The 11,407-nt window shown below is 63.2% G+C and carries 14 protein-coding genes; 9 read left to right on the forward strand and 5 right to left on the reverse strand.

Annotated elements, in window-relative coordinates:
- Positions 1–8 precede the first annotated feature (8 nt).
- The 9 genes from PRZ03_RS04405 (at position 9) to PRZ03_RS04445 (ending at position 6,981) form a co-directional block, all read left to right on the forward strand.
- Entirely contained in the window at positions 9–1,136 is a 1,128-nt protein-coding gene (locus PRZ03_RS04405) for a formate dehydrogenase subunit gamma (protein ID WP_273599186.1), read from the forward strand.
- A gap of 27 nt (positions 1,137–1,163) precedes the next feature.
- Positions 1,164–1,529, forward strand: a complete 366-nt coding sequence (locus PRZ03_RS04410; protein WP_273599187.1) for a hypothetical protein — start codon at positions 1,164–1,166, stop codon at positions 1,527–1,529.
- Positions 1,526–2,548 (forward strand): DUF6352 family protein, encoded by a 1,023-nt coding sequence (locus tag PRZ03_RS04415; protein ID WP_273599188.1) that lies wholly within the window; start codon positions 1,526–1,528, stop codon positions 2,546–2,548. The genes PRZ03_RS04410 and PRZ03_RS04415 overlap by 4 nt, the downstream gene beginning before the upstream one ends.
- Positions 2,549–2,555: 7 nt before the next feature.
- On the forward strand, positions 2,556–3,278 hold the full coding sequence (locus PRZ03_RS04420) for an ABC transporter permease (protein WP_273599189.1): 723 nt from the start codon (positions 2,556–2,558) through the stop codon (positions 3,276–3,278).
- An 80-nt stretch (positions 3,279–3,358) separates the two neighbouring features.
- On the forward strand, positions 3,359–4,066 hold the full coding sequence (locus tag PRZ03_RS04425) for an energy-coupling factor ABC transporter ATP-binding protein (RefSeq protein WP_273599190.1): 708 nt from the start codon (positions 3,359–3,361) through the stop codon (positions 4,064–4,066).
- Positions 4,054–4,893: an ABC transporter substrate-binding protein gene (locus PRZ03_RS04430; RefSeq protein WP_273599191.1), complete on the forward strand. Its 840-nt coding sequence runs from the start codon at positions 4,054–4,056 to the stop codon at positions 4,891–4,893. Before PRZ03_RS04425 ends, PRZ03_RS04430 begins: the two co-directional genes overlap by 13 nt.
- Before the next feature lie 19 nt (positions 4,894–4,912).
- Positions 4,913–5,518 carry a molybdenum cofactor guanylyltransferase MobA gene (gene mobA, locus PRZ03_RS04435; protein WP_273599192.1) on the forward strand — a complete coding sequence of 202 codons (606 nt, stop codon included), beginning with the start codon at positions 4,913–4,915 and terminating at the stop codon, positions 5,516–5,518.
- Between the two features lie 6 nt (positions 5,519–5,524).
- A complete protein-coding gene (locus PRZ03_RS04440) occupies positions 5,525–6,394 on the forward strand; it encodes a formate dehydrogenase accessory sulfurtransferase FdhD (RefSeq protein WP_273599193.1) in 870 nt (289 codons plus the stop codon).
- A complete protein-coding gene (locus tag PRZ03_RS04445) occupies positions 6,391–6,981 on the forward strand; it encodes a nitroreductase family protein (protein WP_273599194.1) in 591 nt (196 codons plus the stop codon). The genes PRZ03_RS04440 and PRZ03_RS04445 overlap by 4 nt, the downstream gene beginning before the upstream one ends.
- Here PRZ03_RS04445 and PRZ03_RS04450 read toward each other — a convergent pair.
- From PRZ03_RS04450 to moaA, 5 genes are all read right to left on the reverse strand, one after another.
- The gene (locus PRZ03_RS04450) at positions 6,960–7,658 is read right to left on the reverse strand and encodes a YebC/PmpR family DNA-binding transcriptional regulator (protein WP_263532000.1); all 699 of its coding nucleotides are present in this window, start codon (positions 7,656–7,658) and stop codon (positions 6,960–6,962) included. The genes PRZ03_RS04445 and PRZ03_RS04450 overlap by 22 nt on opposite strands.
- A 70-nt stretch (positions 7,659–7,728) precedes the next feature.
- Complete coding sequence (gene moeA, locus PRZ03_RS04455; RefSeq protein ID WP_273599195.1) at positions 7,729–9,006, reverse strand: molybdopterin molybdotransferase MoeA; 1,278 nt, start codon at positions 9,004–9,006, stop codon at positions 7,729–7,731.
- Positions 9,003–9,632 (reverse strand): 3'-5' exonuclease, encoded by a 630-nt coding sequence (locus tag PRZ03_RS04460; protein ID WP_273599196.1) that lies wholly within the window; start codon positions 9,630–9,632, stop codon positions 9,003–9,005. Before PRZ03_RS04460 ends, moeA begins: the two co-directional genes overlap by 4 nt.
- Positions 9,633–9,656: 24 nt before the next feature.
- Positions 9,657–10,199, reverse strand: a complete 543-nt coding sequence (locus PRZ03_RS04465) for a GNAT family N-acetyltransferase (RefSeq protein ID WP_273599197.1) — start codon at positions 10,197–10,199, stop codon at positions 9,657–9,659.
- Positions 10,200–10,205: 6 nt separating this feature from the next.
- A complete protein-coding gene (gene moaA, locus PRZ03_RS04470) occupies positions 10,206–11,333 on the reverse strand; it encodes a GTP 3',8-cyclase MoaA (RefSeq protein WP_273599198.1) in 1,128 nt (375 codons plus the stop codon).
- Between the last annotated feature and the right edge of the window lie 74 nt (positions 11,334–11,407).

Consider the following 11,407-nt stretch of genomic DNA (forward strand, 5'->3'; position numbering starts at 1 on the left):
AGGGCAAGATGCGAAATACATTTGTTTCTTTGCTGGCGGTGTTGAGCCTGTCCGCAGCTTGTGCGCAGGCAGTGCCTGAGCCTGCTGCGTCTGCGGCGGTGCAGTCGGCCGCTCCGACCGGTTTTGTGGCACCGGCCTTGCCCAGGCCGGATGAGAGCAATGCCGAGCGTACCAAGTCGCAGCCCGGGAATAACGCCCCCTTTTGGCGGGGCGTGCACGGCTCCGGCGATAAACCCGGCACCAGCAATTTGCCCGGCGCCGAGAAGGGTGTGCTGATTCAAGCCATGGTGCAGTACCCGGGCTCCAAATTGACCACGGCCGGCGAAGCTTGGCGGCAGGTGCGCAACCAGTGGATCATTCCTTATGGCGGGTCGCTGCTCTTGATCACGCTGCTGGCGCTGGCGCTGTTCTATTTTTCCAAGGGCACGCTGGGGGGGCATGTGCCTTACACCGGCCGCCAGATCGAGCGCTTCACCTATTTCGAGCGCGCTGCACATTGGAGCAATGCCGCGGCCTTTACCGTGCTGGCCGTTTCTGGTGTGGTGATGGCTTTTGGCAAGTTTTTCTTGCTGCCGGTCTTGGGCGCCACGCTGTTTGGTTGGCTTAGCTATGCCTTGAAGACTGCGCACAACTTCACCGGGCCGCTGTTTGCGGTTTCTCTGGTGGTGGTGTTTTTAACTTTTGTTCGCGACAACCTGCCCACGCTCGATGATCTGAAATGGATGGTCAAGGGCGGCGGCTTGTTTGGCGAACATGAGGTGCCTTCGGCCCGCTTCAATGCCGGCGAGAAAGTAGTGTTTTGGGCCGGTGTCTTTGTGCTTGGGTTCACTGTCGTGGCCTCGGGCTTGGTGCTCAATCAGTTGATTCCGAATTTGGCGTATCTGCGGGGAGATATGCAGATTGCGCACATGGTGCATGCCGTCGGATCGGTCTTGATGTTGACGCTGTTCTTGGGCCATATTTACATGGGCACCATAGGCATGAAGGATGCGCTCAGCGCCATGAAGACAGGAATGGTCGATGAGGGCTGGGCGAAAGAGCATCACGAGCTGTGGTTTGACGATATACGCGCCGGCAAAATCCCGGCACAACGCACGCCCGACAAGCCGTCCAGCGCGCCGCTTGCCCAGCATTGAGCCTCAGCATTGAATAAGGAAATGATCATGGCCCGCTCCACAAACTTTAAATTCAAGCTGAGCCTGGCTGCCCTGATTTGTGTGGCGGCGACTGCGGCCTCGGCCAAATTACCGGCGCCCAGCGACGAAGCCAAGCTCAAGGCTGCCGCCGCAGCCGCGAAAACCGCTTGGTCAGATAAGTTGGCCGCCTATCAGCTGTGCCAGGCCATGAACCGGGTGGCCGACGGCTATCGCAAGAGCGCCAAGGCCGCAGGGCGCGAAGTACAGCCAGCAGTTGAGACGCCGGCTTGCGCGGATCCAGGCCCGTTTGTTGCACCCGAAGCGCTTGCGGCTGCTGCTGCCCCGGTCCCAGCGCCTGTGCCCGCAGCGCCCCTAGCCCAGCCCAAGAAGTGACGGGTCAGGCGCCGGTCGGGTCGCTCGAGCCTTTGCAGGAGTTCTGGCTGTGCGGCCTGCAGTCAAAGCTTGCTCTGAACGAGCGAGGCTGGCTGCAGCCTAACGACGATTTCTGGCGGCTATGGTTGGCCCGCCCAGAGCTGGCCTTGCTTGAAGAGTCCTGCCCGGCAGAAATTGCACTGCATCAGGCCTTGCTTGAGCGGCCTAGCTCGTCACAGTCGGCGTTGTTGGCGGCGATCGCGGACGAAGATGCGCGCGCCAATTACCAATTTTTCCTGCGCTTTCGGGATGATGTTTTGGCCGCCGGCACGCTTGAGGCGGCTTATTTGAGGCTGATGCGTCAACCCTTGATGCTGCCGCCCTTGTTTGTCGAAGGCTTGGTGGCCACCATCGCCGGCCATTTGCTGGCGGGCAATGTGGACGCATTTCAAGTCCGGGCGGCGGAGCTGTTGTTTCGTACCCAGCGCCTGAGCTTGACCGAGGGACGCTTGCTCTGCGCTGATTTGGAAGGTTTGGACAGCCGACAAGCGGCGGCCGGCTTGCTGGATGTGCTCAGCCCCGACAACGCCGCTGAATTCTGGCGGCGTGGCTCCGCGCAGCCGTTCGCGCTGGACCTGACCCATGAGGTTTCCAACGCGCTGGGCCACGGTATGAGCTTCAATCTGACGCTCAAACATTCGGGCTTGAAGGCCTTGGCCAAGGTGCTGGAACTCTGGCTGGGCCGTTTTCTGGGGCGGCCGCTCAAGATCACTGCACTGCAAAAAGTGGATGACTCCGCCTGGAGCTGGCATATCGGACTGGACGTTGACTCGATGCGCTTGCTGAACGATTTGTACGAGGACAGGCCGGTCGACGCCGCCCGCATGGCGCAACTGATCAGCTTGTTCAAGCTGGAACTGCCAGGCAGCTACCCGAAGCCGATTTATCTGGGCCTGGCCATGTCCAGCGATAAAAGCCTCAAGCTCAAGCCGCAAAACCTGCTGCTTAACTTGCCGCCCGAATTGGCACTCTTGGGGTGACGGTCGTTTGAGCGCGTTTTCCGAGAGCTTGAGTGCTGCAGCGCTGCTGCTGCAGCAGGCCGACCCTGTGCTGATGCAGACCTTGCGCCTGTCTGTGCTGGTCAGCGGCTCGGCCTGTTTGATTGCGGCCTTGTTCGGCCTGGCCGCCGGGGCTTGGGTTGCCACTGCGCGCTTCCCCGGCCACCGCGCGCTGCAAATCGCTTTGTCCACGCTGCTGGCGCTGCCTTCGGTGTTGGTGGGCTTGGTGGTGTATTTGCTCCTGTCGCGCAGTGGGCCCTTGGGTTCTTGGGGCATCTTGTTCACGCCGACGGCGATGGTGCTGGCGCAAACGGTGCTGGTCTTGCCCGTCATCGCGGCCCTGGCGCAGCAGTTGGTGCGCGACAGCTTGCGCGAGGGCGGCGAGCAGCTTCGTTCCATGGGTGCGGGGCCCTTTACTGCCGCCTGTTTGATGTTGGTGCACGAGCGCTGGGCGGTGCTGACGATCATGTTGACCGCTTTTGGTCGCGCGATTTCCGAGGTCGGTGCCGTGATGATTGTGGGCGGCAATATCGACGGCGTGACCCGAGTTATCACCACCTCGATTGCGCTGGAGACTAGCAAGGGTGATTTGCCACTGGCGCTGGCGCTGGGCTTGTTGTTGCTGGGTCTGGTCGGTCTGATCAATCTCTTGATCGCTCTGGTGCAAGCTTGGCAGCGATCGCAGGGCGGCCAGTCGGAGTACGCTAAGTGATGACGCCCCCCGCCCGAGACGTACTCGGCCGGCCCCCCGAGGGGGCCCAGTCGTCCTTGGGGCGGTCCGGCGAACGACTTGTGAGTGAGTCAGTATTGCTGAGTTTGAGCAATGTCGGCGTGTCCTACGGCCCTGTGCAGGCCTTGAGCGAGGTCACGCTGCAAGTCAAACAGGGCGAGTTCATCGCCCTGGTCGGTGCCAATGGCTCGGGCAAGACCACACTTCTGCAGGCCATGCATGGCTTGCTGCCCCTGAGCGGTCAGCGGGTGCTGACCCGGGGCTGTGGTCGCCAAGTGATGGTTTTTCAGCGGCCCTTTTTGCTGCGCTTGTCGGTGTGGCGCAATGTCTGGCTGGCGCTGTGCTTGGCCGGTGTGCCGCGCGGGGAGCGGTCGGCGCGGGTAGACGAGGCCTTGCAGCGGGTCGGGCTGGCAAGCCTGCGCGGGCGGCCCGCACGCGCGCTGTCGGGGGGCCAGCAGCAGCGCCTGGCCCTGGCACGGGCCTGGAGCTTGCGGCCTGCCATCCTTTTTCTGGACGAGCCGACGGCCAGTCTTGACCCCTCGGCCAAACAAGAGATCGAGACCTTGCTGGCGGGCTTCAAGGCCGCCGGACTCACCTTGATCATGAGTACGCACAATCTGGGCCAGGCCAAACGCTTGGCCAGCCGTGTGATCTATCTGGACCGTGGCAAGATTGGAGCCGATTTGCCCTGTGCAGATTTTTTCAAAGAGCACGGGCAGGGCGCCAGGCTGGAGCTGTTTCTAAAAGGGGAGTTGAGATGGGATTTGTGATGAAAGCGGCTGCTGCATTTTTGCTGGCCTTGAGTTTGAGTACCGCGCCTACGCAAGCGCAGGCGCAAGAGCGCACCCTCGTGATGGCCTCTACCACCAGCACCGAGCAATCGGGCCTGTTCGCTCATCTGCTGCCGGCCTTCAAAAAGGCCAGCGGCATCGAGGTCCGCGTGGTGGCGCAGGGCACCGGCCAAGCGCTCGATATGGGCCGGCGCGGAGACGCCGACCTGCTCTTTGTCCACGACCAAGTGGCCGAGGAGAAGTTCGTTGCCGAAGGATTCGGCTTGGCGCGCCGGGCCGTCATGTTCAATGATTTTGTGCTGGTAGGACCAGCCCTTGACCCGGCCGGCGTGCGCGGCCAGGATGTGGTGGCGGGCTTGAATAAACTGAGCTCTTCCAAGGCGATCTTCGTGTCGCGCGGCGACAAGAGTGGTACCCATGCGGCCGAGTTGCGTTTCTGGAAGGCCGCCGGCATCGGCGACCCCGCTGTCAAGGCAGACGGCAGTTTGTTCGACTACCGCGCCTGCGGCTGCGGCATGGGCCCGGCGCTGAACATCGCCTCCAGTGTCGACGGCTACGTGCTGACCGATCGTGGCACTTGGTTGTCTTTTAAGAATCGAGGCAATCTGGCCGTGCTGGTGCAGGGCGACAAGCGCTTGTTCAACCAGTATGGCGTGATCGTCGTCAACCCGGCCAAGCACCCGCATACCAAGACGGCGCTGGCGCAGGCTTTCTCGGACTGGGTGGTGTCGCCCGAGGGGCAGGCCAGCATTAGCGCCTACAAAATCGGTGGCGAACAACTGTTTTTTCCTAACGCCAACAACTGACGCAAGGCAGAGCCGCGACGTGATTGATCCAGCAGATATTACCGGCCTGATCCTGGCCGGCGGGCGTGGCAGCCGCATGGGCGGCGCCGACAAAGGCTTGCAGCCCTACCAAGGCACGGCGCTGGCCCTGCATGCGCTCTTGCGCCTGGGGCCGCAGGTGGGCGAAGTCATCATCAATGCCAACCGCAATCTGAGTGCTTACGAGTCCATGGGCGCGGCTGTGTGGCCCGACAGCTTGCCCGACTTTGCCGGTCCGCTGGCCGGCTTCATGGCCGGGCTGGAGCATTGCGAAACGCCTTACATGGTCACAGTGCCTTGCGACTCGCCGCTCTTTCCCGCCGACCTGGTGGCGCGGCTGGCGGCAGCGCTGGAGGCCGAAGGGGCGGAGATGGCCATGGTCGTCACCTTGGAGGGCGATCCGCCGGTGCGCCAGCCCCAGCCGGTGTTTTGCTTGTTGAAGACCGAGTTGCTGGAAAGTTTGGTTCGCTTCACCCAGGCCGGGGAAGCCAAGATCGGCAAATGGGCCGCGCAGCATCGCTGCGCGCGTGTCGTGTTCGAGGACGCAAAGGCCTTCGCCAACGCCAATACCTTGGCTGATTTGCAAGACTTGTCCGACCAGGCTTGAATCCCCATGCGCTCTTTGCCTAGGCTGACCCAATGCAGTGCGCCGCTGACTCGCGAGGTCAGCGTGCTGGACGAGTTCGGGCTGCGCCGCAGCCTGCACATCCCGGCCGAGCGGCCTTTGACGGTGTTTGTCGACAAGCGCGAGTTGGTGACCTTGATGACCTTGGGTCAGGCGCCCGAGTTATTGGTGCTGGGCTATCTGCGCAACCAGCGCTTGGTCAGCGATGTGGGCGAGGTCGAGTCGATCACGGTCGATTGGGAGGTGGGTGCAGCGGCCGTGCGCACCCGCGCCGGCATTGCCCAGATCGAAGAAAAGACTGCGCAGCGCATCGTCACCACCGGCTGCGGCCAAGGCACGGTGTTCGGCGCCCTGATGGCCGATGTGAACAGCGTGCAGTTGCCCAGCGCGGTCAGCGCGCGCCTGCGCCAGAGCAGCTTGTACGCGATGCTGGAGCAGGCCCGCAAGCTCGATAGCGTCTATAAGAAAGCCGGCTCCGTGCATGGCTGCGCACTTTTTTGCGGCGAGCAGATGCTGGTGCATATGGAAGATGTGGGCCGCCACAACGCGATCGACAGCATCGCCGGTTGGATGTGGATGCAATCGGAAATGTCTGGTGAATCGCCAGTGGGCGGCGCCGACAAGTGCTTTTACACCACCGGCCGTTTGACCAGCGAGATGGTGATGAAGTCGGCCCAGATGGGCGTGCCCATCATCGTCTCGCGCAATGGCATCACGCAGATGGGCCATGCTTTAGGGCAGCAACTCGGCCTGACGCTGATAGGCCGCGCCAAGGGCCGGCATTTCATTTGCTACAGCGGCTTTGATCGCTTTGACAGCGAGCCGGAGCCGGCGCGACTACTTTCGGAGGCGTCGTGAGCGACGAAGACAAGGCCTTGCAGGCGCTGCTGAGCCGCTATTCGGTTGGCCCCAAGCATCTGAGCGAGCCGGGGCCCAGTTCGGCCGATTTGAGCCTGATGGTGGAGGCGGCGCTGCGCGCGCCCGACCATGCCGAACTGCTGCCGTTTTGCTTCAAAGTCGTGCGCGGGGCGGCGCGGGCGCAGATGGCCGAGCTGTTCGCTGCCGCCGGCCGGGCGGCGGGAAAAGATGCAGCCGGAGCGGCGCTGGACGCCGAGCGTGCGCTGCGGGCGCCGGTCACGGTGGCGGTGCTGGCACGCATCGATCTGGGCCACCCGCTGGTGCCAGCGCATGAGCAATGGGCTTGCGTGGGCGGGGCGCTGAGCAACTTTCTCAATGCCGCGCATTTATTGGGTTATGGCGGCAAGATGCTGTCCGGCGCCAAGGTACGCGATGCCGCCATCATGGCCGCGTTTTGCGGCCCCGGCGAAACGCTGCTGGGCTGGATCGCCCTGGGCACGCCGCTGCGGCGCGCCACCGGACCCTCGAGAAAGGGCGGCGTGGCGCTCGCCCTTTCTGAATGGCCTCAGCCGGCCAAACCTACATAGACGTTCTGCACATCATCCTGGCCGTCGATCGCGTCCAGGAAATGCTCGACCTCGGCCATTTCGGCCTCACCCAAAGTGACCGGGCTCTTGGACTTGTAGCCAATCTTGGCCGACAGCACGGTGAATCCGAAGTTAGGCAGGGCGCGGCAAACCAGGTCCAGATCGGTCGGCTCTGTCAAAAACAGCGTCGCTCCGTCTTCGCCGGGCTCAAAATCCTGCGCGCCCGCTTCGATCGCCGCCAATTCGGGGTCGGCACCAGGATTCGGCGCGGCTTCTATCATGCCCAGATGGTCAAAGTCCCAGGACACCGACCCGGCGGCGCCGAGTTGGCCCTTGCGGAAACACACGCGAATCTCGGACACGGTGCGGTTGAGGTTGTCGGTCAGGCATTCCACGATCACCGGCACGCGGTGAGGCGCAAAACCCTCGTAGGTGACGCGTTCGAAATGCACCGGGTCGCCCAGCAAGCCCGCGCCTTTCTTGATTGCGCGCTCAATCGTGTCGCGCGGCATCGAGACTTTTTTGGCCTGTTCGACCACCAGGCGCAGGCGCGCATTCATATCGGGGTCGGCGCCGTTGCGAGCGGCCACCATCAAGTCTTTTGACAGTTTGCCGAAGGCACGGCCGCGAGCATTCGCCGCCAGGTCCTTGTGTTTAGCTTTCCATTGCGCGCCCATTTAGGAGTCTCCTTGGTTGAAGGCCGGGTTTATACAGCAAGCAGCCCCAGGCCTCGAATTGAAATAGTTCTTACATCAAACCGTCAAACGGCAGTACGTCAACGAGATCGCCCACCGCCACATCGCCTTGTTCGTGTCCCAACAAGACCAGGCCATTGGCCTGACTCATGCTGGACAAGATGCCCGAGCCCTGATTGCCGGTGATGGCGACTTGCCATTGGCCGTCTGGGCGCGTCACGACGCCGCGCTGATACTCGGTGCGGCCGGCCTTTTTGCGCAGCGTGCCGGTGCTGGCAGCGCGCAGCATGGGCATGGGTTCTGGGCTGGCACCGCTCATGCGCAGCAAGGCTTCGCGGACAAAGGCATAGAAAGTCACCATCACCGCCACCGGGTTGCCCGGCAGGCCGAAGAGCAGCGCTGTTTTGCCCTCGCTGCGAATGCGCCCGATCGCCATCGGCCGGCCGGGCCGCATCGCGATGCGCCAAAACAGCACCTCGCCGAGTTCGGCCATCACGCGCTTGGTATGGTCAGCCTCGCCGACGCTGACGCCGCCGGAGCTGATGACGGCGTCTGCTTCGGCCGCTGCGCGAGAAAACGCCTCGCGCAATGCCTCGGGCTGGTCGCGCACGATGCCCAGATCGATCACCTCGACACCGAGTCGCTCCAGCATCGCCCACATGGTGTAGCGGTTGCTGTCGTAGACGCAGCCGGGAGGCAGTGGCTCGCCCAAGCCTCTTAACTCGTCGCCGGTGGACATGATGGCTACCTTGAGGCGCCGCCAAACCAACACCTCGGCCAGCCCCAAGGAGGCCAGCAACCCCAGGTCGGCCGGCTTCAAGACACGCCCAGCCGCCAAAGCCACGCTGCCCAGCGCCAAGTCCTCGCCGGCCAGACGGCGGTTGTCGCCGGCGCGCAGAAGACCGGCAGGGATCACGACGAAATCGCCGTCCCTGCGGGTAAATTCCTGCGGCACCACGGTGTCCAGTCCCGGCGGCATCAAGGCGCCGGTCATGATGCGTTGGCAATGGCCAGAGCCTAAGGCCGCGCTCGGCGCAGCGCCGGCCAGGCTGGTGCCGGCCAGGCGCAGCCGCGTCTCGCCGCTAGGCAATAGGTCGCTGGCGCGCAAGGCATAGCCGTCCATGGCAGAGTTGTCGGCAGCCGGCACCTGCAGCGGCGAGATGACGTCGGCCGCCAGTACCCGGCCCAGCGCGGCGCGCAGACCCAGCTTTTCCGACTGTTGCGGCAGGGGCAAGAGCTCCTTGATGAACTGCTGGGCCAGATCGACCCGCAGCGCCTGCGGGTCATAACCGGCCAGGCTAGCGGCAATGGCTTCAAAAGAGGGGGTCATGCCAGGCCTTCCGGCCGTGTCTTCGGCGCATTCAGGGTTTCATTCAAGGCTGCATGCACGCGCAAGGCCACATAGGCGTCGTTGGCAGCGTAAAGCAGCTGGCGCTCCGTCAGCTGGCGCTCGGCCCAGTTGGAGGTGGTGATCTTCTTCGACTTGTGGAATTTCTGCTCAAACATGATGGCCACGGCGGCACGCGCGCCGGTCGAGTTGGCGTAGCCGTCTTTGCGGAAAACCTGGTTCAAGTCCAGCACGTTGGCCAAGCGAAAGCCCAGCTTGTGCTGAATCTGCTCATGATCGGACTCCAGCCCGAAGCCGACCTTCAAGACCTTGCTGGAACACAGCAAGTCGGCCAGATATTGCCGGCAATCGTCCTGATGTAGCTGAAAGATATAAGCCCGCTGCAAGGTCGCGAATTGCACGATGTGAGGGCCTTCGCTGACGCTGTCTTTCAAAAAGGTCGGTTTGGACTCGGTGTCGAAGCCGACCACACCGGCCTGCGCAATGTCCGCCGCAGCTGCTTCAAATTGGGGCAGCGTGGTCGGCACCAGGATCTGGTCCAGACGCAAGCATTCAAACGGCGGCAGCAAGGTGGTTTGTTCTTTGCTCGGGGCTATTTTTCTTGTCATATCCGGGGTTCAGTTCGGTCAGTTTCAACGCAGACGGCGGCTCATCAAGTCCTTGGCAAGCACTTGTCCGTCCTGCAGCTTGATCGCACCCTCCAGCCGCCCATAGCGGGTGAAACCACAGCCCTCGTACAGGCGCACGGCGCGGGTGTTGCTGGAAGTCACCGTCAGGGTCACCAACTCCAGCACCGGCTCGCCCTGCAGCAGCGTCAAGGCCCGCTCCAGCAAGCGGCGGCCCACGCCCTGGCCATGCATCTCGTCGCTGACCATCATGCCGACGATGTGGGCGATATGGCGCACCTTGATGCGCGCCTCATGCTCGCAGCTGATGGCGCCAATCATGCGAGGCCCGGCCCAGGCGCACAGCGTAAAGAGGTTGGCCCCATCGCCTCCGCCGCTGAGGCGGCCTCGGTAACTGTCGGCATCGCGCTTGAGTTCGGTGGCAGCGTCCGAGGTGAAAGCCTGGGGGTGGGCGGCCAGCATGCCGTCGCGCAGCTGCTTGTAGGCGCTTAAATCGGCCAGGCGCATCAGCTTGATGGGCGGGTCGGTGCTCATGTCCTGGTTCGGCATTGATATTCAGCCGCCGATATAGTGCATTTCAACCCGGCGCTCGCCGTCGCCCAGGCTTGAAACGCCACTGGCACGCAGCTGCGAATAGCGGTCCGCGCGCCCGCCCCACAGCAGGCCGATGGCGCCGCTGAGTTCGGCCTCACTCGCACCGCTGCGCAGCAAGGCGCGCAGGTCGTGGCCACGGTGGGCGAACAAGCAGGTGTAAAGCTTGCCCTCGGTGGACAGGCGGGCGCGGTTGCAGTCGCCGCAAAAGGCTTGGGTAACGCTGGAGATCAGGCCGATTTCGCCTTGGCCGCCGGCATTTTCGGAAACGTAACTCCAGCGTTCGGCCGTTTCGCCGGCGACGCTGGCCGACAGCGGCAGCAAGTCAAATTCTTCGCGCAGCCGTGCCAACACCTCGCTTGACGGCAGCACCTCGTCCATGCGCCAGCCATTGGTGGCGCCCACATCCATGTATTCGATGAAGCGCAGCGTTACGCCGCTGCCGCGAAAATGCCGCGCCATCGGCAAAATCTCTTGGTCATTGACGCCGCGCTTGACCACCATATTGACCTTAATCGGGCCCAGACCCGCCGCTTGCGCCGCCTCGATGCCGGCCAAGACCTCGGCGACGGGGAAGCCCACATCGTTCATGCGCTGAAACACCGCATCGTCGAGCCCGTCCAGACTGACCGTCACGCGCTGCAGTCCGGCCGCCTTCAGCGAGGCGGCCTTGCGGGCCAGCAGCGAGCCATTGGTGGTCAGGGTCAGGTCCAGCGGCAGCCCCTCGGGCGTGCGGATCTCGCTGAGCATTTCGATCAGCGCCTCGATATGTCGGCGCAGCAGCGGCTCGCCGCCGGTCAGGCGCAGCTTTTGCACACCGTGGGCGACAAAGACGCGCGCCAGACGGGTGATTTCTTCAAAGCTGAGCAGGTCGCTGTGCGGCAAGAACTCGTAATGCTTGTCAAACACCTGCTTGGGCATGCAGTAGCTGCAGCGGAAATTGCAGCGGTCGGTGACCGAAATGCGCAGATCGCGCAGCGGCCGGCCCAGTGCGTCGGCCAGCAAACCCGTCGGGGGCAGCATCTGTGCAGGCAGCTTGGGCAGCGCCTGGCCACTGCGTTGGTCGAGGATGGGAATGACCTTGTCTGACATAGCGCTGCATTGTGCCCGCTTCGGGCGGACCGCCTCAGAACTTCAGTCAGCACCTGTCGCATCCACGCGGGTCA

The sequence above is a fragment of the Roseateles albus genome (assembly GCF_028595345.1).
Lineage (GTDB): Bacteria > Pseudomonadota > Gammaproteobacteria > Burkholderiales > Burkholderiaceae_C > Paucibacter_A > Paucibacter_A albus.

What these genes read in the sequence shown, in the direction of transcription:
- PRZ03_RS04450 (WP_263532000.1), bottom strand. Translation starts at nt 7,658, where the DNA reads ATGGGCGCGCAATGGAAAGCTAAACACAAGGACCTGGCGGCGAATGCT.
- PRZ03_RS04440 (WP_273599193.1), top strand. Translation starts at nt 5,525, where the DNA reads ATGCGCTCTTTGCCTAGGCTGACCCAATGCAGTGCGCCGCTGACTCGC.
- moeA (WP_273599195.1), bottom strand. Translation starts at nt 9,006, where the DNA reads ATGACCCCCTCTTTTGAAGCCATTGCCGCTAGCCTGGCCGGTTATGAC.
- PRZ03_RS04430 (WP_273599191.1), top strand. Translation starts at nt 4,054, where the DNA reads ATGGGATTTGTGATGAAAGCGGCTGCTGCATTTTTGCTGGCCTTGAGT.
- PRZ03_RS04410 (WP_273599187.1), top strand. Translation starts at nt 1,164, where the DNA reads ATGGCCCGCTCCACAAACTTTAAATTCAAGCTGAGCCTGGCTGCCCTG.
- PRZ03_RS04460 (WP_273599196.1), bottom strand. Translation starts at nt 9,632, where the DNA reads ATGACAAGAAAAATAGCCCCGAGCAAAGAACAAACCACCTTGCTGCCG.
- PRZ03_RS04405 (WP_273599186.1), top strand. Translation starts at nt 9, where the DNA reads ATGCGAAATACATTTGTTTCTTTGCTGGCGGTGTTGAGCCTGTCCGCA.
- PRZ03_RS04465 (WP_273599197.1), bottom strand. Translation starts at nt 10,199, where the DNA reads ATGCCGAACCAGGACATGAGCACCGACCCGCCCATCAAGCTGATGCGC.
- moaA (WP_273599198.1), bottom strand. Translation starts at nt 11,333, where the DNA reads ATGTCAGACAAGGTCATTCCCATCCTCGACCAACGCAGTGGCCAGGCG.